Genomic DNA, 19931 nt, shown 5'->3' with positions numbered 1-19931 from the left:
CGGGCCGTTGTCTGTCAGGGTATCGCCTTAGACGAAGAACTGGCCGCCATTGGCGCTGATGGTCGAACCGGTGATGAAGCCGGCATCCTCGGAAGCTAGGAAGACCACGCAGCGCGCGATCTCTTCGGGCTCGCCAAGGCGTCCAACGGGGATCTGCGGGATGATGCGTTCATTCAGCACTTTTTCGTCGATGGCGCGGACCATTTCGGTACCGATATAGCCGGGGCAGATGGCGTTTACGGTGATACCGGCGCGGGCGCCTTCCTGGGCCAGCGCCTTGGTAAAGCCCAGATCGCCCGCCTTGGCCGCGGAATAGTTCGCCTGACCCGCCTGGCCCTTTTGCCCGTTGATCGAGCTGATGTTGACGATACGGCCATACTTGCGGTCGCGCATCCCCGACCAGACCGGATGGGTCATGTTGAACAGGCCCGTCAGGTTGGTGTCGATCACCTCTTTCCACTGCTGCGGGGTCATCTTGTGGAACATCGAATCGCGCGTGATACCGGCGTTGTTGACCAGCACCGCGATTGGGCCAAGCTCGTCCTCGACCTGCTTGATGCCTGCCGCGCAGGCGTCGTAATCCGCCACCGACCACTTGTAGGTCTTGATGCCGGTTTCTTCGGTAAAGGCGCGCGCGGCGTCGTCATTGCCGGCATAATTCGCCGCGACGGTATAACCGGCCGCCTGCAGTGCTTTTGAGATCGCTGCGCCGATGCCGCGCGAGCCGCCGGTCACAAGAGCCACTTTTGCCATTTTCCGTCCCCCTTCAAAAATGGTTGTGAAATAGTGTTACCGAACAGAGGTAGCGGGCGCAAGATAGTTGCGCGCGCATTTTAGTCAGGGGCGTTCAAGACACAGGGCAACACCCATGCCGCCGCCGATGCACAGCGTGGCAAGGCCCTTTTTCGCGTCGCGGCGCTGCATTTCGAACAGCAGCGTGTTCAGGATGCGGCAGCCCGATGCCCCGATCGGGTGGCCGATGGCGATGGCGCCGCCATTCACATTGACGATCGAAGGGTCCCAGCCCATGTCGCGATTGACGGCGATGGCCTGTGCCGCAAAGGCTTCGTTGGCTTCGACCAGGTCCAGATCACCCACCGTCCAACCGGCCTTTTCCAACGCCTTGCGGCTGGCAGGGATCGGGCCGGTGCCCATGATCTGCGGATCGACGCCTGCGGTCGCGTAAGAGGCGATCCGGGCCAGCGGGGTCAGGCCGCGCCGCGCGGCCTCGTCCTCGGTCATCACCAGCACGGCTGCGGCACCGTCGTTCAGGCCCGATGCGTTGCCGGCGGTCACGCTGCCTTCTTTGGCGAATGCGGGCCGCAGCTTTGCCATCGCCTCCAGCGTGGCGCCGTGGCGGATGTATTCGTCGGCGTCGACCACGGTATCGCCCTTGCGGGTCTTGATGGTGACCGGAACGATTTCGTCGGCGAAGCGCCCGGCTTTCTGCGCCTCCTCGGCCTTGTTTTGCGAGGCGACGGCGAACTCATCCTGTTCGGCCCGGGAAATTTCCCATTTCGCGGCGACGTTCTCGGCGGTCTGGCCCATGTGGTAATCGTGGAAGGCATCCCAAAGTCCATCGCGGATCATGGTGTCGAGCATTTTCATGTCGCCCATTTTCTGCCCGCTGCGGATAAAAGCGGCATGGGGAGACAGCGACATGGATTCCTGACCACCCGCGGCGACCACAGTGGCGTCGCCCAAAAGCACCTGCTGCGCCGCCAGCGCGACCGAGCGCAGGCCAGAGCCGCAGACCTGATTGATGATCCAGGCCGCCGATTCCCGCGGATATCCGGCTTTGATATGCGCCTGCCGGCCGGGGTTCTGGCCCTGAGCGGCTGTCAATACCTGGCCTAGGATGGTTTCGGAGATTTCGGAAGGATCGATGCCGGCGCGCTCGACGATGGCTTTCAGGACGATGGCGCCAAGTTCATGCGCTGGCAGGTTCGCATAGGACCCCAGAAAACTGCCGACGGGTGTGCGTGCGGCAGAAACGATTACGGCTTTGGTCATGACGGGCTCCTTCCCAGATGTCCGAGAATATCGGTTACAGGGGAACTGTTTGCTGTTTCGTTCCCCGAGGTCAAGCGGACTTGGCGGCGGTGCGTCACGCAGGAAGGCGGGTGGCAGGGCTTTGTGGACTCGCCCGGGCGGGCTTGTCCCGGCGAACCGTGGTTGGCTGAGGCGCTGCGCGAGGCGGTTCAAATGATGCTGCGCAGATCCCGGCAAGATGCGGCCTTCGGGCGAACCGGTTCAGTTGCGCCTGACGGTCGAGCCCGGCGATTTCCACGGCGGCACGATGGTCGGCGCCCCGAAATAATAACCCTGCAGGCAGTCGATTCCCATGTCGATCAGAAAGGCAGCGTCCTCTGCCGTCTCGACCGATTCCGCGACGGTGAACATGTCGAAATGATGCGCGATGGATTGCAACGCCCGCGTCAGCACCTGATTGTCGCGCTGCAAGGCGATTTCACGGATGAACTGACCGTCGATCTTGATCATGTCAAAGCAGAAGTCGCGCAGATAACGGAAAGAGGTATAGCCCGCGCCGAAATCATCCAGCGCAAAGCTGACACCCCGGCCCTGCAATTCCTGCATGAAATGCCCCACCAGTTCGGGCAGGCCCATCGCAGAGCTTTCGGTGATTTCAAGGATCAGCCGTTCGCCAATACTGTCGTCCCCGGCAATACCATCGTGCAATGTGCGCAGCCACGCCGGATAACCGATCGAGCGCGCCGACATGTTGACTGAAATCCGAAGCGAGGGTTCCTCGGCCAGTGTTTTCAGGCCCAGTGACAGGGAAAGGCAGTCGATCTGGCGTCCCAGCTCTGTCGTCTCGGCAAGCGGCAGGAAATCGCGTAGCGGCACGATACGCCCCGTTTCGTCGATGATTCGGATCAGCCCTTCGTAAAAGGCCACATGTGCGGGGCGGTCAGCCTGCACCGCCGGTTGATAGGCCAGAATCGCATCGCCGCGCGACACCGCGCGCCGCACCGTCGCCATGGTCATTCGCGACTGCTGATCCATGGCGAAATCCAGCGGAGAGCCCATTTCCGGTTGTGAATCAATATTGTCGGTCATGCCAAGCCTCCTGTCATTGGGGGCACTCTGGCGATCAGGTCCTAAGATCGCGTAAACTGCGAAGGATTTCCCGACTCGAGGTTAATGGATCCTTGCCCAATATGACCGAACGCTGCGGCTGGTGCGGTTCCGACCCGCTTTATGTCGCCTATCACGACGACGAATGGGGCGTGCCAGAGCGTGATTCCCGCGCGCTTTGGGAAAAGCTGGTGCTGGACGGCTTTCAAGCTGGGCTAAGTTGGATCACCATCCTGCGCAAACGCGACGCCTTTCGCGAGGTTTTCGAAGGTTTCGATCCCGAACGCGTCGCCCGCTGGGGCGAGGATGAGATCGCGCGTGCCCTGCAAAACCCCGGTATCATCCGCCATCGCGGCAAGATCGAGGCGACGGTCAAGGGAGCACGGCTGTTTCTGGACATCGAGGGGAGCGAGGGTTTTTCGCCCTTTATCTGGTCCTTTGTCGACGGCCGGACGATTCAGAACGAGTTTTCGGGCCCAAGCCAGGTGCCGACCCAGACCGCTGAATCCGAGGCAATGGCCAAAGCCTTGAAAAAACGGGGGTTCAACTTTTGCGGTCCGGTGATCATCTATGCCTTCATGCAGGCTTGCGGGCTGGTCAACGACCACATGACCCATTGCCCATGTCACGCGCGCATCAAGGCGCTGTCGCCTGTCTGATCAACTCTTTCGCGGTGTCCGAGGACCAGTCGGCGCCGCCGATCAGCCGCGCGATCTCATTGCCGTCGCGGTCGATCAGGATGGTCACCGGCATGCCCATCACCCCCATTTCGCGCGCCAGTTGCTGACGCGGGTCCAGCCGCACCGGCAGGTGGGTAATGCCCTCTTCATCCAGGAATTTCTTTACTGCGGGCGGCGGATTGTGGCCGGCTGCAATGGCCAGAACTTCGAAATCCTCGCCACCCATTTCCGCCTGCAGCGCGTCGAGCGAGGGCATTTCCTCGCGACAGGGGGCGCACCATGTGGCCCAGAAATTCAGCAGCACCACCTTGCCTTTCCAGTCGGCAAGGCTGTGCGTGCCGCCGTCAGGATCGGTGAAGGTCGTCGCGGGCACAGGCGTCGGTTCCGTCTGCGCCAGCTTGGCCAGCCCGCCGTCGTGTGCGGCCTGCCAGTCGATTTCACCGGAAAATGCCGGGTTGAAACCCGCATTTGCACCGATCAGCAGCGCCGTATAAAGAACCAACCAACGCATTCCACCCCCCGAAGGACAAGTTATGACCGAGCAGCCCAGCCGCACCGCCAACCAGATGTGGGGTGGACGTTTCGCCGCAGGCCCTGACGCGATCATGGAGGCGATCAATGCCTCGATCGGCTTCGACCAACGGCTCTATGCCCAGGACATCCGGGGCAGCCGCGCCCATGCGGCGATGCTTGCCGCACAAGGTATCATCAGCACTAGCGATGCCGAGGCCATCGGGGAAGGGCTGCTCACGGTCTTGTCAGAGATCGAAAAGGGCGGCTTTCCCTTTTCGACCGCGCTGGAAGACATCCATATGAACGTGGAATCGCGGCTGAAAGAGATCATCGGCGAACCCGCCGGCAGGCTGCATACGGCGCGTTCGCGCAACGATCAGGTTGCGACGGATTTCCGGCTGTGGGTGCGCGACCAATGCGATGCCGCCATCGAGGGTTTGGGTGCGCTGATCCGCGTCGCTTTGTCGCAGGCAGAAAAGGGTGCGGACTGGGTCATGCCGGGCTTTACGCATCTGCAAACCGCGCAACCGGTAACCTGGGGTCATCACATGATGGCCTATGTCGAGATGTTCGGCCGCGACCTGTCGCGTTTTCAGGACGCGCGAAAGCGCATGAACGAATCACCCCTTGGGGCGGCGGCGCTGGCGGGCACAGGGTTTCCCATCGATCGCGAGGCGACTGCCCGGGAGTTGGGCTTCGACCGGCCGATGGCCAATAGCCTTGATGCGGTCAGCGACCGGGATTTCGCGCTGGAGTTCCTGTCGAGTGCCGCGATCTGTGCCGTTCATCTGTCGCGACTGGCAGAGGAACTGGTGATCTGGTCCTCGGCCCAGTTCCGTTTCGTCACCATGTCGGACCGGTTTTCGACCGGCTCGTCGATCATGCCGCAAAAGAAAAACCCCGACGCGGCCGAACTGATCCGCGCCAAGATCGGCCGCATCCTGGGCGCCACGGTCGCGCTGTTCGTCGTCATGAAGGGCCTGCCCTTGGCCTATTCCAAGGACATGCAGGAGGACAAGGAACAGGTCTTCGATGCCGCCGACAACCTGATGCTGGCTTTGGCTGCGATGACCGGGATGCTGTCGGACCTGTCCGCCAACCGCGACCGGCTTGAGGCGGCCGCGGGCTCGGGCTTTTCGACCGCGACCGATCTGGCGGACTGGCTGGTGCGAAAGGCCGGGTTGCCCTTCCGCGACGCCCATCATGTCACCGGCGCGCTGGTCGCCATGGCCGAGAAGGCGGGCATCGATCTGCCGGAACTGACGCTGGAGCAGATGCAATCGGTCAACCCAGCGATTACCGCCGATGTCTATACGGTGCTTGGCGTGCATAACTCGGTTGCCTCGCGCCTGAGCTACGGCGGCACCGCCCCGACACAAGTCCGCGCCCAGATCGCGCGCTGGAAAGAAAAACTGGAGGAAAAATCCGCATGACGCAGCATTTGATCTTTGCCGTATTCGCCCTGATCCTGACCAGCCTTGCGGCTTGCGGTGTCGATGGTGCGCCGACCCGTCCCGAACCTGCCCGCAAACCCGGGGTGCATATCAGCGGTGAGGCAGTTGTCGGTGTCGTCACTGAACTCTGAACTGACACCGCTGCGGCTGGTCTGGGCCTTGCTTGCCCTGACCGGCCTGATCGTGGCGCTGTGGCGGGGCGAGGCGTTCTGGCAGGGCGTCGGCGGATCCGATCTGGTGGCGCAGGCCACGCTGGCGTTATGGTGCCTGATCGAGACCATGCTGCGCCGCAACTGGGCGGCGCTTCTGACGCTTCCGGCGCTGGCGTTCGGGCTTGGTTGCGCGCTGCCGCTTTATCTGTTCATCCGCTCTCGCAGGATCACCTGATGGATCACTTCAACTATGTCGACGGCTGGCTTCATGCCGAAGACGTGCCACTGACCCGCATTGCGGCCCAGGTCGGAACCCCGGTCTATGTCTATTCCACCGCGACGCTGACCCGGCATTTCAAGCTGTTCCAGCAGGCATTGGAATGGACCGATCATCTGGTCTGCTTTGCGGTCAAGGCCAATTCGAATCTGGCGGTGTTGAAATTGCTGGGCGATCTGGGCGCCGGCATGGATATCGTTTCGGGTGGGGAGTATGCCCGGGCCAAGGCGGCTGGCGTACCCGGAAGCCGCATCGTCTTTTCGGGCGTCGGCAAGCTTGAATCCGAGATGCGCATGGCTTTGGAAGGCGGTATCCGCCAGTTCAACGTCGAATCCGAGCCGGAGCTGGAGCTTTTGTCGCGCGTGGCCTCTTCCATGGGGGTCGAGGCGCCGATCGCCGTCCGGGTGAATCCGGACGTGGATGCCAAGACGCATGAGAAGATCGCGACCGGCAAGTCGGAAAACAAGTTCGGCATTCCCATCGCCCGTGCGCGCGGGGTCTATGCCCATGCAGCGCGCCTGCCCGGTATCAAGGTCGTGGGCATCGACATGCATATCGGCAGCCAGTTGACCGATCTGGACCCCTATCGCCAAGCCTATGCCAAGATGGCCGGGCTGACCCGGGCCCTGCGCGCCGAGGGACACGACATTACCCGGCTCGACATGGGCGGGGGCTTGGGCATCCCTTATCGGCGCGACAACAATGCGCCGCCCTTGCCCATCGAATATGGGCATGTGATCCGCGAGGCCGTTGGGGATCTGGGCTGCGAGATCGAGATCGAACCGGGCCGCAATATCGCTGGCAATGCCGGGATCCTGCTTGCCTCGGTGGTCTATCTGAAACAGGGCGAGGGGCGCGACTTCCTGATCCTCGATGCGGCGATGAACGACCTGATCCGGCCGGCGATGTATTCCGCGCATCACGACATCGTGTCCGTGCGCGAGGCCGTGCCGGGCGCTGAAGTTGCCCCGTTCGACGTGGTGGGCCCCGTGTGTGAAACGGGCGATACCTTCCAGAAGGCGGTGGATCTGCCGGAGTTGGCATCGGGCGATCTGGTCGCGCTGCGTTCGGCGGGAGCCTATGGCGCGGTGATGGCCTCGGAATACAACTCGCGGCCACTGGTGCCAGAGGTTCTGGTCAGCGGCGATCAATTCGCCGTCATTCGGGCAAGACCGACGCTTGAGGAAATGCTGGGACGCGATACCATCCCCGAATGGCTTTAGGTATCGTTTCCCGCTGCGTGGTTGCCGGGGGTTTCACACCCCCGGACCCCCGTGGGATATTTGACCACGGAAGAATGATGGGACGGGGTCATGGGGCAACCTGAGCCGCGCAAGATCCGCTGGGCAATCGGCCTGACCCGCGCCGGCATGTGGTGGGAGGCCTTGGCCGGTGCGTTCTGGCCTTTGGGTGTCTTGTCGGCACTGGTGTTGGCGGCGTTGGCCTTTGGCGTGACCGACCTGCTGTCTTCGCGCCTGTTGTTCTGGATCATGGCTGCGGTGTTTCTGGGGGGCATTCTGGCTTTGGGCTGGGGCCTGCGGCGTTTCCGGCGCCCCTTGGCCGAGGCTGCGCGGGTGCGGGTGGATATGAACCTGCCGGGCCGACCGCTTTCGGCCTTGCGCGACCGGGTCGCGGTGGGCGCGGAGGACGATGGCTCGACGGCGCTGTGGCGGGCGCATCTGGCGCGGATGCAGGCGGCTGCGGCTGCGGCGCGTCCGATTGCCCCGGATGCCCGGTTGCGCTGGCGTGATCCGGTCGCGTTGCGGTTGGTTGGGATGGTGGCGCTGGTCATGGCGCTGGTCTTTGCCCCGACCGGACAGTTGGGGCAGGGGATCGCCGCCCTGGGCGCAACCTTCCGGCCTTTGCCCGAGGTGCGTCCCGGTGCCGAGGCGGGGCCTTCGTGGGAGGGCTGGGCCGAGCCCCCCGCCTATACGCGGCGCCCGACGCTGTATCTGAACGCCTTGCCCGAGGGGCAGTTGCTGGAACTGCCCAAGGGGTCGAAGCTGAGTTTCAGGCTTTATGGCGAAGGTGCTGCAATCTCGCAGGACATCGGCGCTGCGGTTGCGGGCGGGGAGCCTTCGGCCCCGGAGTTCATGGCTGAACGCGATGGGGTGATCGAAGTCGCGGGGCGACGTTTCGACGTGACCGTGCTGCCAGATGCGGAACCAGTGGTGGCGCCCGGCAAGGCGCCCGAGCGCCGCGCCGACGGCCGGCTGGTGCAGGAATTCACCGCCAGCGACGATAATGGCATTGCAGCGGGGCAGGCGGTCATCCATCTGGACCTTGCCGCCGTGGACAGGCGCTTTGGTCTGGCGATGGAGCCCGAGCCGCGCGAGCCGGTCGAACTGGACCTGCCCTTGCCCGCCACCGGCAGCCGCAAGGAGGTCCGGGGTCGGCTGGTCGGTGATCTGGCGCGCCACCCCTGGGCCAACCTGCCGGTGACCATCTCGCTGAAGGTCGAGGATGGGATTGCGCAGCAGGGGGTGTCGCACGCTATGCGCATGGTGTTGCCCGGGCGGCGTTTTTTCGATCCCTTGGCGGCGGCCTTGATCGAGGTGCGGCGTGACCTGCTGTGGTCACGCGGGAATGCCGCCCGCAGCGCACAGGTGTTGCGCGCTGCCAGCTGGCAGCCCGAGGGCTTGATGGACGAGGCGCTTTACACGGGTTTGCAGGGCGCCATCGGCACGCTGGAATCCGGCAACCTCAGCGAGGAGGCGCGCAACAAGCTGGCACAGGTGCTGTGGGATGCCGCCGTGGCGCTGGAGGACGGCGGTCTTGCCGATGCGTTGGAACGCATGCAGCAGGCGCAAGAGCGTCTGTCCGAGGCGATCCGCAACGGCGCAAGCCCGGATGAGATCCAGCGCCTGATGGACGAGTTGAAGCAGGCCACTGACGACTATCTGGATATGCTTGCCCAGCAACAAGGGCAGGATCCGGCGCAGCGTTTCGACCGCTCGCCGCAGGATCGTCAGCAGATCACCGGCGACCAGATCCAGCAGATGATGGATGAAATCCAGCGCCTCATGAACGAGGGCCGCATGGCGGAGGCGCAGGAACTGTTGGAGCAGTTCAACCGCATGATGCAGAACATGCAGGTGACGCAATCCGAAGGGGGCGAGGGTGGACGCCAACGTCCATCCGACCGGCTGGCCGAGACGTTGCGCGAACAGCAAAAGCTGGCGGACGAGGCGATGCGCCAGATGCAGGACCAATACGGCCAGTGGCAGCAGGGCCAGGAGGGGCAAGGCAGCCAGGACAACCAGCAGCTTGCCGACCGTCAGCGCGGGCTGCGCGAGGATCTGGGCCGCCAGCGCGGCTTATTGCCCGGTCGTGGCACGCCGCAGGGCAACGAGGCCGGTCGGCAGCTTGATGACGCCGGCCGCGCCATGGAAGAGGCCGAGCAGGCGCTGCGCGAGGGTGATGCCGCCGGCGCGTTGGAGCGTCAGGCTCAGGCCATTCAGTCCATGCGCGAGGGGATGCGGGCGCTGGGTGACATGATGGCCCAGAACCAGCAGCCGGGACAGGACGGACAACCGCAGCAGGGCGGGCAGGAAAACGGGCCCGAGGGGCCTTCGGGCGATCCACGCGGCCAGCGCGGACTGGCCCAGCCCTATAGTCACCAGCCGCCGACCGATCCGCTGGGTCGGGCGCTGTCGGGCGACGGCGGCTCGATTACCTCGGGCGACCCTCTGGCCGAAGGGGGCGATCCCTCGCGCAAGGCTCGCGAGTTGCAGGACGAGATCCGCCGTCGCAGCGGCGAACGCGAGCGGCCGCGGGATGAGCGCGACTATCTGGGCCGTCTGCTGGAGAACTGACGAGGGCTATTCGCCAAGGATGCGATCATGCAGCCAGAGCCGGCCGTGATCGATCTGCTGACGCCATCCGGCCAGCAAGCCGCCGCCTTCCTCGGCCGGGATCTTGGGCGCCAGCGTATAGAGCAGCACCACCCCCAGCGCCAACATGGCCGCAAGACCGAAGCCCGAGGCATAGCCCGTTCGCCGGGGCGCCGGCACGATGGCGGGCACGGGCGCTTCGGGTGGGGCTGTTTCAACGGGCATATCTTCCGACGCGGCGGGGCGGATCAGCGGCGCGGCCTGGGGTTCCTCCCCTGCGTCGTCGCCCGCATGCGGATTTGGACCGGGCTGTGGCGGACCGGTGCGGGTCAGGGTTGCGGCCAGTTCCTCGGCATCGGGCAGGGCGCGGGCGAGGGGCTCTTGCCAGTCGGACGGCGGCGTGGAGTCCTGATCCTGCGGCGCGGCCTTGGCCACCGGGTCTTTGGTGATGTCCTCTGCGATCGGGGTTTCTAGCGCTGGCGCGCTGTCGGGCGTTTCTGCTTCCGCCCCTCTTTGGAGGGGGGCAGCGTCAGCGGCCCCGTCCGGCGAGGAGCCGGTAACGGTCAGAGCCGGCCAGTCGACCTGCGAGCCGGCTGTGGCATCAATATCTCTGTCCACAGATTCCGGTTTGGTCTCTGGCTGCGCTTCCAGCATCTGGGCATCTGCTGTCGCGCGAATGTGATCGGGGGTGACGCGGCGGGTTTCTGTTTCGCGGGCGCGTAATTCGCGCGCGGCTTCGTCGCGCAGGATGGCCAGCACCGATTCGTCCAATTGCCGGCTAAGGGCCGGACGCGCCTCGGGATCATAGGGGTTGCGGGGGCCCATCTGGCTTGGCGGGGCGGAATTTCCCGGGCCCGGCTGGCGCCAGACATGGCCGCAGGACGAGCATTCGACCTCGCGCCCGGCGGCTGGAATGGCGGATTCCGCGATCTCGTATTGGGCCGCGCAACGGGGACAGGTCAGGCGCATGGGCTGGTCTTTCGGCTCCGGTCAGGGGCGGTTTCGATCACGCGGGCGTCTCGCATTTGCCGCGCGACTGTTCTATCAAGCCACGAACCGCGCGCCAAGCAGCCCGCACGGAAAGGGACGACCAGTGATCGAGATGCAGAACCTGTCCTTCGGTTACAGCGGCAACGATCCGCTGCTGGCCGACATGTCGCTGACGTTGCAGCCGGGTTCGTTCCATTTCCTGACCGGACCTTCGGGCGCGGGCAAGACCACCTTCCTGCGGCTGTGTTATGCCGAACTGCTGCCAAGCGCGGGTCGCATGACGGCATTCGGTCAGGACGTGCGGTCGCTGTCGCGCGACGCCATCGCGGTGCTGCGCCGCAGGGTGGGCGTGGTGCATCAGGACACGCAGTTCCTTGACCATCTTCCGGTGGCGGAAAACATCGCCCTGCCGCTGCTGGTTTCGGGGCAGCAGGTGGACATGGATGCGCTGGGGGATCTGCTGGCATGGGTGCAGTTGTCGGGCCATGCCCGCGCCATGCCGCCCGAACTGTCGGGGGGTGAGCGGCAACGTGCCGCGCTTGCCCGTGCCGTCATCATGTCGCCTGACCTGATCCTTGCCGACGAGCCGACTGGCAACCTTGACTGGGATATGTCGATGCGGCTTTTGCAGCTGTTGATCGAACTGAACCGTTCGGGCAAGGCGGTGCTGATCGCCACCCATGACCTGAATCTGATCCGTGCCGCCAAGCAGCAGGTGCAGGCGAGGGTCCTGCGCATCGCGGGCAAGAGACTGCAACTGGCGGGGGCTGACCTGTGAAGAAAGCCGATCTGAAATCGCTTGACCTGTCGACGCTGTGGCGCGGGTTGACCCGGCCCGACCCGGCGGGAACGGACCGCGTCGTGCCGCCCACCGGCTTTACCGCGCAGCTCACGGTATTCTCGGCCGCCGCCATGGCCTTTCTTGCGGTTTTCGCGCTGGCTTTGGCGCTGGCCACCGCCCGGTTGGCCGAACGCTGGTCCAGCGAACTGGCCCAGACCGTGACCGTGCGCATCTCGGCCCCCGACAACCAGATCGATGAACAGACAGTCACGGTGATGGAGGCACTGAAGACCACGCCCGGTATCGCCGAGGCCCGTTTGCTGCCTGACGAAGACGTCGAAAAATTGCTGGAGCCCTGGTTTGGTCCGGATGTCCCGGTCGAGGCGCTGCCAATGCCGCGCCTGATCGAGATCACCGAGGCCGCCGATGGGTTCGACGCCAATGCATTGCGCCTGCGGCTTCAGGGCGAGGCACCGGGCGCGGTGCTCGACGACCATACCCGCTGGCGCCAGCCGCTGGTTTCGGCCGCGAATCGGCTGCGCATCCTGGGGCTGTTTTCGCTGCTGCTGATCGCCGCGGCATCGGGGGCGATGATTACGCTGGCGGCCAAGGCGGCACTGGCGGCGAACGGGCAGGTCATTCGTGTGCTGCGACTGGTCGGGGCGCGTGACATCACCATCGCCACCGCCTTCGTGCGCCGCTTTACCCGTCGCGCCGCAATGGGCGCGGTCGTGGGCACGGCGCTGGGGATGGCCGCAATCTGGGCGCTGCCCTCGATGGACAAGGCGGGAAGCTTTCTGACCGGCCTTGGGTTTCAGGGCTGGGGCTGGCTCTGGCCCTTGCTGATCCCGATCGTCGCTGCGGGGATCGGCTTTGTCGCGACCCGCTGGGCGGCGCTGAAGATGCTGCGCGAGGTGCGCTGATGAACCTTTATCACCCGCGCCGGGCTTCGGCCTTCGACTGGCCGCGTACGGTGGTTTATTACATTTATGCGGCATTGGCGACAGTTGTGCTGGGCCTGTGGGGCTTGCCGCAGGTTCTGGTCCGTCCCGAGCGCGCGCATCGGGTGGCCAGCTTGTGGCTGGGCCAGATGTTGGGTGCCGCGCGGGTCATTCTGGGCGTGAGGGTCGAATATCGCGGCACGCCCCCTGCCGGCGATTGCATCGTCGCCTCGAAACACCAGAGTTTTCTGGACATCCTCGCGCTGGCGTACGCTTGCCCGCGCCGCGCCTTCGTGATGAAGCGCGAGGTTTTGCGCGTGCCGATCATGGGTTGGTTCGCACGCAAGGTCGGCAGCATTCCCATCGACCGCGCCCGCGGCAAAGAAGCGATGAAGCAGATCATCGCCGAGGTCGAGGCCGCCCGTGCCCGACCGGGCGGGTTGGGCCAGCTTATCATCTATCCCGAGGGCACGCGCACGCGGCCCGGCCAGAGGCTGCCCTATAAGCACGGTGCCGGGACGATTCAGCGCGCGACCGGCCTGACGATCCATCCCGTGGCGGTCAACTGCGGCCTGTTCTGGCCCAAGCGCGGCATCCCGATCCGTGGCGGAACGGCGCTGATAGAGTTCTTGCCGCCGGTGGGCGCCGGCCACCGTTCGGGTGCGGTGATGGAGATGCTGGAAGAGCAGATCGAGCCAGCCAGCGCGCGATTGCTGGCCGAGGCGGGCGGTTTGTCGGATGTGGCGGGGCCTGCCGCCTGACAGGGCGCGCGCGGGCGTTTTCGCCATTGCACATGCTGGCGGTTGCAGGTCAACCTGCCTGCCGGATTCGTAGGCCTGAAAGGCCGAAACAGGAGGACGGGATGCGTCCGATCATCGACATTGACCATGTATCCAAACGCTATGACAGCGGCACGGTGGCGCTGAACGATGTCTCGCTGACAATCGAAGAAGGCGAGATTCTGGCGCTGCTGGGTCCCAACGGTGCTGGCAAGACCACGCTGATCTCGATCATCTGCGGGCTTGTCGTGCCCACCGGGGGCACGGTGCGCGTCGGCGGCTTTGACATCCGCAAGGACTGGCGCGCGGCGAGAAAGCTGATCGGCCTCGTCCCGCAAGAGATCGCGCTGGAACCGTTCGAGAAGGTCATCGACTGCGTGCGGTTTACCCGCGGCCTTTACGGTGAGCCGCCGGACGACGCCTATCTCGAACAGTTGCTGCGCAGCCTTGCGCTTTGGGACAAGCGCGATGCCCGCACGCGCGAGCTGTCGGGTGGCATGAAGCGGCGGGTGCTGATCGCCAAGGCGCTGTCGCACCGGCCCAAGGTGCTGTTTCTTGACGAACCGACGGCCGGGGTGGACGTGGCATTGCGGCGCGAGATGTGGACCGTGGTCCGGCAATTGCGCGCCGAGGGTGTGACCATCATCCTGACCACGCATTATCTGGAAGAGGCCGAGGACATGGCCGACCGGATCGGCGTCATCAACCATGGCGAACTTTTGCTGGTCAGGTCCAAGGACGAGCTGATGGGCGAGTTCGGCAAGAAACACCTGACCATCTCGCTTTACGAGCCTTTGGCGGCGCTGCCGACGGAACTCGCTGGCCGCGGGCTGACGCTTTCGGCCGATGGCCGGGATCTGGGCTATGACTACGACACCCGGGCAGAACGCACCGGCATCGCCCATCTGCTGGCCGAACTGGCCGACTATGGCCTGGCGGTGCGAGATGTTTCGACCAAGCAGAGCAACCTTGAGGAAATCTTCATGTCGCTGGTCCAGGAGGAAACCGCATGAACTGGCGTTCCGCCTATACCGTCTTTCGGCATGAGATGGCGCGGTTTTTCCGCACGATCTGGCAGTCGCTCGCCTCGCCGGTGCTGTCGACGGTGCTTTATTTCGTCGTCTTCGGCGCCGCCATCGGCGGGCGTATCCAGGCGGTCGAGGGCGTGCCCTATGGCGCCTTCATCGTGCCCGGGCTGATGATGCTGACCGTCCTGCAGCAGTCCGTGGCCAATGCCAGTTTCGGCATCTATTTTCCGAAATTCGCGGGCACGATCTACGAAATCCTCGTCTCTCCCACCGGCTGGATCGAGGTCACGCTGGGCTTTGTCGGCGCGGCAGCCGCCAAGGCGGTGCTGATCGCGCTGGTGATCCTGCTGACCAGCTTCTGGTTCACGGGGATCAATATCGCGCATCCTTTCTGGATGCTGGCGTTCCTGCTGGCGACCGCCCTGGCCTTTTCGCTTTTGGGGTTCATCATCGGCCTTTGGGCCAAGAATTTCGAGCAGTTGCAGATCGTGCCGATGATGGTCATCACGCCGCTGGTGTTTCTGGGCGGGGCTTTCTACTCGGCCTCGATGCTGCCCCCCTTCTGGGAAGGGGTCGCCAAGCTCAACCCGGTGCTCTACCTGATCTCGGGGTTCCGCTGGAGCTTTTTCGGCTTTGCCGACGTGCCGATCGGGATGTCGCTGGGGGCGGTGGCGCTGATGATCGTGGTCTGCATGGGCGCGATCCGTTGGATCTTCCTGACCGGCTGGCGGCTCAGGGAATAACCACGCGGCGCGCGCAGAGCCTGGCCCGCGCGCGGCTTCATCACTTACACAGCTTGGTCCTTGGGTCCAGACGGACATATTCGCGGGCCGATATCTTGTGCATGTTCAGCGAATGCTTCCACTGGCTGTTCCACATGCGCAGGACGCCGCCCCGGTAATATTGCGCCATCAACTCGTCCACGATGGGCGGGATGATATTGGTGCCGGGGATGCGCGGCGCGTGAAAGCCGACCGTGGCCTTGGGCCCCAGGCAGGCATTGGGCAGGGTGATATAGATCGTGCAGGCCGAGCGGCAATAGCCCCTGACCTCGACCGGGCGGCCGCTGGCGGCAAGCTTGTTGCGATAGCGGATCGCCTCGACCACATTGCCGCCGCGATTGTTCATGATGACGATGGGCTTGCCGCGCGGCTGCGCCTGAGCGACCGAGGGTAGGGCGATCAGCCCGGCGACAGCGCCGAACGACAGGGCAATTGCGACGGAAAGACGGGTCAGGAGGGAACGCATGCTCATTCCTTTCATATGCCTTGCTGAACGTGCGAGTCCAAATGACGTTCCGGCGAGGCACGCTTGGCGCTTAACAAGACAGCCTGCGCGCATTATATGCCGCGCATGAGCCAGAACCCGCCCCTGTTGCGCCCCGATCTAGCCCCTGCACCCATCTTCGACACTAGTCGAAGAGAGGGGCAGCCCACCATCGGCATGGTCAGCCTTGGCTGCCCCAAGGCGCTGGTGGACAGCGAGCGCATCCTGACGCGCCTGCGGGCCGAGGGCTATGCGATCAGCCCCGACTACAAGGGCGCGGGCGCGGTGATCGTGAATACCTGTGGTTTCCTCGACAGCGCCAAGGCCGAAAGCCTGCACGCCATCGGCGAGGCGCTGGCCGAAAACGGCAAGGTGATCGTCACCGGCTGCCTTGGTGCAGAGCCCGAATATATCACCGGCGCGCACCCTTCGGTGCTGGCCGTGACGGGTCCGCAGCAATACGAACAGGTGCTGGATGCGGTACATCATGCCGTCCCGCCCAGTCCCGATCCGTTCATCGACCTGCTGCCGGCTTCGGGTGTGACGCTGACTCCGCGCCATTACAGCTATCTGAAGATCTCCGAGGGCTGCAACCACGCCTGCAAATTCTGCATCATTCCCGACATGCGCGGCAAGCTGGTCAGCCGTCCCGCCTATGCCGTGATCCGCGAGGCGGAAAAGCTGGTCGAGGCAGGGGTGCGCGAGTTGCTGGTGATCTCGCAGGATACCTCGGCCTATGGGCTTGACCGCAAATTCGCGACCGAGCGCGGGCATAGGGCGCATATCACCGACCTTGCCCGCGACCTCGGTCAGCTTGGCGTCTGGGTGCGGCTGCATTACGTCTATCCTTATCCGCATGTGCGCGACCTGATCCCGCTGATGGCCGCCCATGGCGAAACCGGTGGCTCGGTGCTGCCCTATCTGGACATCCCCTTCCAGCACGCGCACCCCGATACACTGAAACGCATGGCCCGCCCGGCAGCCGCCGCGAAAACGCTGGACGAAATCACGGCTTGGCGTGCCGTCTGTCCCGAGATCACGCTGCGCTCGACCTTCATCGTCGGCTATCCCGGCGAGACCGAGGCGGAATTCCAGACCCTGCTTGACTGGCTGGACGAGGCGCAATTGGATCGCGTCGGATGCTTTCAGTATGAAAACGTCAAGGGCGCGCGCGCCAACGACCTGCCCGACCACGTCCCTGACGAGGTGAAACAGGACCGCTGGGACCGCTTCATGCAAAAGGCGCAGGCGATTTCCGAGGCAAAGCTGGCTGCCAAGGTCGGGCAGCGCATCGAGGTCATCGTGGACAGCGTGGATGATGACGGTGCCACCTGCCGCACCAAGGCTGACGCGCCGGAAATCGACGGCAATCTGTTTATCGACGAGAGATTTCAGAGCCTGTCCCCCGGCGACATCGTCAGCGTCACTGTAGATGAGGCCGGGGAATACGACCTCTGGGGCCGGCTTCAGATCGCGACAACAGCACCGTTGTAGCGCCTGCGCCGGTGGCCTAATCAGGGCAGCAGCGACGCAAACAAGGCGGCACGGATGAACTGGGACCCCGAAGGCAAGCCCCGCAAACCCGACTTTCTGGGTATTGGTGCGCAAAAGGCGGGCACGACATGGTTGTCGCAAATGCTTGGCCAGCACCCGGATATCTGGACGCCGCCGTTTAAAGAGGTGCAGTTCTTCAACCACCGCTTTGTCGAGGAGCATCGCAAATGGCTGCCTTGGCATTTTCGGCGTGGGCGGCAGAACATCGAAAAACGCTGGACTGCCCGGGGCGAGGAGGTGCCGGCCGATATGGTGCGCTATCTTGACCGGATCGCCCGAGAGCCGATGTTCACCAACCACTGGTACAAGCTGGTCTTTGCCCCTGCACCAGCGGGGATGAAGACCATCGACGTGACGCCGGAATATTCGACCCTTCCTGCAGAAGGCATCGATTTTGTTGCAAAGTTTCTGCCGCATGCGAAGTTTGTCTATATCATCCGCCATCCCGTTGACCGGGCTATTTCGCAGCTCAAGATGAACCTTACGCGCGCGCGCCGGAAACCCCGCACGGTCGAGGACTGGCTGACCGAGGTCGAGGACCCGGTGCTGATGGATCGCGGGGACTACCTGAATTATGTCCCGCGCTGGAACGCGCATTTCGGACCCGACCGGCTGCTGTATCTGCCCTTTGGCATGATCGCCCGCGATCCGTCGGGCTTTCTGCGCCGGGTCGAAAGCTTTCTCGATCTCAGGCCGCATGATTATCGCGACCTGGGCAAAAAGGTCTTCGCGTCGGACAATACGCTGGTCGTGCCGGACAAGGCCCGCGCCCGCTTGCGCGAAAAGCTGGAACCGCAATTTGCCTTTATCGAGCAGACCTTCGGCCCGGAATTCGCCCGGCAGTTCCGCTGAGCCTTCCCCTTTCGGCCCTGCTCGACTACATAGCGGCCAACTTCACACGGTTTCAGAGACGGGGAAAGATCATGGCTTCCTACCAGTTCGTTTACCACATGGACGGGGTGTCCAAGACCTATGCGGGCGGCAAGAAGACCTTCGAGAATATCCGCCTGAACTTTCTGCCCGGCGTCAAGATCGGCGTCGTCGGCGTCAACGGGGCCGGTAAATCGACGCTGCTGCGCATCATGGCCGGCATCGACAAGGATTTTACCGGCGAGGCCTGGGCAGCCAAGGGCGCAACGGTCGGCTACCTGCCGCAAGAACCGCAACTTGATCCGGCGCTGAACGTGCGCGGCAACGTCATGGAAGGGGTCAAGGCCAAGCAGTCGAAACTCGACCGCTATAACGAACTGGCCATGAACTACTCGGACGAGACCGCCGACGAGATGGCGAAGCTTCAGGACGAGATCGACGCCGAAAACCTGTGGGATCTCGACAGCCAGATCGACATTGCGATGGAGGCCCTGCGCTGCCCCCCCGATGATGCCGATGTCGAAAGCCTTTCGGGCGGTGAGCGGCGTCGTGTGGCGCTGTGCAAGCTGCTGCTTGAGGCGCCCGACATGCTGCTGCTGGACGAACCGACCAACCATTTGGACGCCGAAACCATCGCCTGGCTGCAAAAGCACCTGATCGAATACCCGGGCACGATCCTGATCGTCACCCACGACCGCTATTTCCTTGACGATATCACCGGGTGGATTCTGGAACTCGACCGCGGCCGCGGCATCCCCTACGAGGGCAATTATTCGGCCTGGCTGGAGCAAAAGGCCAAGCGGCTGGAGCACGAAGCCCGCGAGGACAAAGCCAAGCAGAAAACGCTTGAGCGGGAACTCGAGTGGATCCGCGCCGGCGCCAAGGCCCGGCAGGCCAAGCAAAAGGCGCGGATCAACGCCTATAACGAACTGGCCGGTCAGTCCGAACGCGAGAAACTGGCCCATGCCCAGATCATCATTCCCAACGGCGAGCGGCTGGGCAACAAGGTGATCGAGGTGGATGGTCTGAAAAAGGCCATGGGCGACAAGCTTTTGATCGAGAACCTCAGCTTTTCCCTGCCGCCCGGCGGCATCGTTGGCGTGATCGGCCCCAACGGCGCCGGTAAATCGACGCTGTTCAGGATGCTGACCGGACAGGAAAAACCCGACGCGGGCGAGATCAGCTATGGCGATACGGTAAAGCTGTCCTACGTGGACCAGTCGCGGGACGCGCTGGACGCCAATAAAAACGTCTGGGAAGAGATCTCGGGCGGCGCCGAGCAGATCGAGCTGGGCGATGCCACCATGAACAGCCGTGCTTATGTCTCGGCCTTCAACTTCAAGGGCGGCGACCAGCAGAAAAAGGTTGGCCTGCTTTCGGGCGGTGAACGTAACCGCGTGCATATGGCCAAGCTGCTGAAATCAGGCGGCAACGTGCTGCTTCTGGACGAACCGACCAACGATCTGGACGTCGAAACGCTTCAGGCGCTGGAGGCGGCGCTGGAAGATTTCGCCGGCTGCGCGGTGATCATCTCGCACGACCGTTTCTTCCTCGACCGGCTCTGCACGCATATCCTGGCGTTCGAAGGCGACGCTCATGTCGAGTGGTTCGAAGGCAACTTCCAGGATTACGAGGCCGACAAGATCCGCCGCCTCGGCCCCGATTCCGTCGAGCCGAAGCGGGTGAAATACAAGAAGTTCACCCGGTAATCTGA

Annotated in this window: 20 protein-coding genes; 14 read left to right on the top strand and 6 right to left on the bottom strand. The window is 63.9% G+C overall.

Translation table 11 applies throughout. The annotated features are described in order from the left end of the window. Positions 1–27 precede the first annotated feature (27 nt). The 3 genes from phbB to JWJ88_RS06745 form a co-directional block, all read right to left on the bottom strand. On the bottom strand, positions 28–753 hold the full coding sequence (phbB, locus tag JWJ88_RS06755; RefSeq protein WP_205293352.1) for a beta-ketoacyl-ACP reductase: 726 nt from the start codon (positions 751–753) through the stop codon (positions 28–30). A gap of 84 nt (positions 754–837) precedes the next feature. Then, the gene (locus JWJ88_RS06750; RefSeq protein WP_205293351.1) at positions 838–2013 is read right to left on the bottom strand and encodes an acetyl-CoA C-acetyltransferase; all 1176 of its coding nucleotides are present in this window, start codon (positions 2011–2013) and stop codon (positions 838–840) included. 240 nt (positions 2014–2253) lie between these two features. Beyond that, positions 2254–3081, bottom strand: coding sequence for an EAL domain-containing protein (locus JWJ88_RS06745; protein ID WP_205293350.1), 828 nt, complete (start codon positions 3079–3081; stop codon positions 2254–2256). 101 nt (positions 3082–3182) lie between these two features. Here JWJ88_RS06745 and JWJ88_RS06740 point away from each other — a divergent pair, with 101 nt between their 5' ends. After that, the gene (locus JWJ88_RS06740; protein ID WP_205293349.1) at positions 3183–3758 is read left to right on the top strand and encodes a DNA-3-methyladenine glycosylase I; all 576 of its coding nucleotides are present in this window, start codon (positions 3183–3185) and stop codon (positions 3756–3758) included. Here the strand turns inward: JWJ88_RS06740 and JWJ88_RS06735 are convergent. After that, positions 3736–4290, bottom strand: a complete 555-nt coding sequence (locus JWJ88_RS06735) for a TlpA family protein disulfide reductase (RefSeq protein WP_205293348.1) — start codon at positions 4288–4290, stop codon at positions 3736–3738. The two genes, JWJ88_RS06740 and JWJ88_RS06735, sit on opposite strands and share 23 nt — an antisense overlap. A 22-nt stretch (positions 4291–4312) precedes the next feature. Here JWJ88_RS06735 and argH point away from each other — a divergent pair, with 22 nt between their 5' ends. The 5 genes from argH to JWJ88_RS06710 all read left to right on the top strand — a co-directional run bounded on the left by argH (position 4313) and on the right by JWJ88_RS06710 (position 9990). Then, the gene (argH, locus tag JWJ88_RS06730) at positions 4313–5725 is read left to right on the top strand and encodes an argininosuccinate lyase (RefSeq protein WP_205293347.1); all 1413 of its coding nucleotides are present in this window, start codon (positions 4313–4315) and stop codon (positions 5723–5725) included. Continuing rightward, positions 5722–5877, top strand: a complete 156-nt coding sequence (locus tag JWJ88_RS06725) for a hypothetical protein (protein WP_205293346.1) — start codon at positions 5722–5724, stop codon at positions 5875–5877. The genes argH and JWJ88_RS06725 overlap by 4 nt, the downstream gene beginning before the upstream one ends. Next, a complete protein-coding gene (locus JWJ88_RS06720) occupies positions 5858–6133 on the top strand; it encodes a DUF2834 domain-containing protein (RefSeq protein WP_205293345.1) in 276 nt (91 codons plus the stop codon). Before JWJ88_RS06725 ends, JWJ88_RS06720 begins: the two co-directional genes overlap by 20 nt. Further along, positions 6133–7398 (top strand): diaminopimelate decarboxylase, encoded by a 1266-nt coding sequence (lysA, locus tag JWJ88_RS06715; RefSeq protein WP_205293344.1) that lies wholly within the window; start codon positions 6133–6135, stop codon positions 7396–7398. The genes JWJ88_RS06720 and lysA overlap by 1 nt, the downstream gene beginning before the upstream one ends. Positions 7399–7488: 90 nt before the next feature. After that, complete coding sequence (locus tag JWJ88_RS06710) at positions 7489–9990, top strand: DUF4175 domain-containing protein (protein WP_205293343.1); 2502 nt, start codon at positions 7489–7491, stop codon at positions 9988–9990. 6 nt (positions 9991–9996) lie between these two features. Here JWJ88_RS06710 and JWJ88_RS06705 read toward each other — a convergent pair whose 3' ends face one another. After that, on the bottom strand, positions 9997–10977 hold the full coding sequence (locus JWJ88_RS06705; RefSeq protein ID WP_205293342.1) for a zinc-ribbon domain-containing protein: 981 nt from the start codon (positions 10975–10977) through the stop codon (positions 9997–9999). Positions 10978–11101: 124 nt separating this feature from the next. Between JWJ88_RS06705 and JWJ88_RS06700 the strand changes: the two genes are divergently transcribed. From JWJ88_RS06700 to JWJ88_RS06680, 5 genes are all read left to right on the top strand, one after another. Then, entirely contained in the window at positions 11102–11776 is a 675-nt protein-coding gene (locus tag JWJ88_RS06700) for a cell division ATP-binding protein FtsE (protein ID WP_205293340.1), read from the top strand. Continuing rightward, entirely contained in the window at positions 11773–12702 is a 930-nt protein-coding gene (locus JWJ88_RS06695) for a cell division protein FtsX (RefSeq protein WP_205293339.1), read from the top strand. The genes JWJ88_RS06700 and JWJ88_RS06695 overlap by 4 nt, the downstream gene beginning before the upstream one ends. Then, the gene (locus JWJ88_RS06690) at positions 12702–13481 is read left to right on the top strand and encodes a lysophospholipid acyltransferase family protein (protein WP_205293338.1); all 780 of its coding nucleotides are present in this window, start codon (positions 12702–12704) and stop codon (positions 13479–13481) included. The genes JWJ88_RS06695 and JWJ88_RS06690 overlap by 1 nt, the downstream gene beginning before the upstream one ends. A 101-nt stretch (positions 13482–13582) precedes the next feature. Beyond that, on the top strand, positions 13583–14512 hold the full coding sequence (locus tag JWJ88_RS06685) for an ABC transporter ATP-binding protein (RefSeq protein ID WP_205293337.1): 930 nt from the start codon (positions 13583–13585) through the stop codon (positions 14510–14512). Beyond that, on the top strand, positions 14509–15270 hold the full coding sequence (locus JWJ88_RS06680; protein WP_205293336.1) for an ABC transporter permease: 762 nt from the start codon (positions 14509–14511) through the stop codon (positions 15268–15270). Before JWJ88_RS06685 ends, JWJ88_RS06680 begins: the two co-directional genes overlap by 4 nt. A gap of 40 nt (positions 15271–15310) precedes the next feature. Here JWJ88_RS06680 and JWJ88_RS06675 read toward each other — a convergent pair whose 3' ends face one another. Next, entirely contained in the window at positions 15311–15775 is a 465-nt protein-coding gene (locus tag JWJ88_RS06675) for a hypothetical protein (protein ID WP_240200117.1), read from the bottom strand. Between the two features lie 105 nt (positions 15776–15880). Here JWJ88_RS06675 and rimO point away from each other — a divergent pair, with 105 nt between their 5' ends. From rimO to ettA, 3 genes are all read left to right on the top strand, one after another. Further along, on the top strand, positions 15881–17287 hold the full coding sequence (gene rimO / locus JWJ88_RS06670; RefSeq protein ID WP_205293334.1) for a 30S ribosomal protein S12 methylthiotransferase RimO: 1407 nt from the start codon (positions 15881–15883) through the stop codon (positions 17285–17287). A 54-nt stretch (positions 17288–17341) separates the two neighbouring features. Beyond that, positions 17342–18199 (top strand): sulfotransferase family protein, encoded by an 858-nt coding sequence (locus JWJ88_RS06665; RefSeq protein ID WP_205293333.1) that lies wholly within the window; start codon positions 17342–17344, stop codon positions 18197–18199. Between the two features lie 71 nt (positions 18200–18270). Continuing rightward, positions 18271–19926 (top strand): energy-dependent translational throttle protein EttA, encoded by a 1656-nt coding sequence (gene ettA, locus JWJ88_RS06660; RefSeq protein ID WP_205293332.1) that lies wholly within the window; start codon positions 18271–18273, stop codon positions 19924–19926. Positions 19927–19931: the final 5 nt, after the last annotated feature.

Origin of the sequence: Paracoccus methylovorus (assembly GCF_016919705.1) — a bacterium.
Lineage (GTDB): Bacteria > Pseudomonadota > Alphaproteobacteria > Rhodobacterales > Rhodobacteraceae > Paracoccus > Paracoccus methylovorus.
This window is presented reverse-complemented; position numbering and strand designations above follow the sequence as displayed.